1 protein-coding gene is annotated in these 396 nt (G+C 47.2%); it reads right to left on the bottom strand.

The genetic code is table 11. The features are described 5' to 3' along the window. On the bottom strand, positions 1 to 111 hold a 111-nt coding region (locus A6R74_RS23190; protein ID WP_121499339.1), incomplete at its 3' end, for an AsnC family transcriptional regulator. Positions 112 to 396 lie beyond the last annotated feature (285 nt).

Genomic DNA, 396 nt, shown 5'->3' on the forward strand with positions numbered 1-396 from the left:
CCGCGTGAAACAGGGAGAGGGGGGGAGCCCTATCTCATCCGATAGCGCGTGATTGGTTAGGCTGGCGTCACGCGGGAGCTGGTCAAGCATTCGTCGATCAATGGCGTCCATGAAATAAAATGCTCTTCCTGTGCTTATAAAGAACGAATAGTGATTGTTAATGCAGTATTGAAAGGAAGATGCTGCATTGCCTCCTTGAGCATAACGATTATTCAGACGATGGCAATGGAGGGCTAGAGGCCTATGAGCATTTATCACCTATTGGAGTGCTTATGTAGCGTTCTCAAAGACGCGCTGCGTGTATACGTAACGCTACTCAAAATTCTGATTCCAGCGTTGCTCATCGTTAAAGGGTTAGAGTTGTTGGGTGTTGTAGATTGGTTGGGAACATTACTG

It is taken from the genome of Halomonas sp. ALS9 (assembly GCF_001651035.1).
Lineage (GTDB): Bacteria > Pseudomonadota > Gammaproteobacteria > Pseudomonadales > Halomonadaceae > Vreelandella.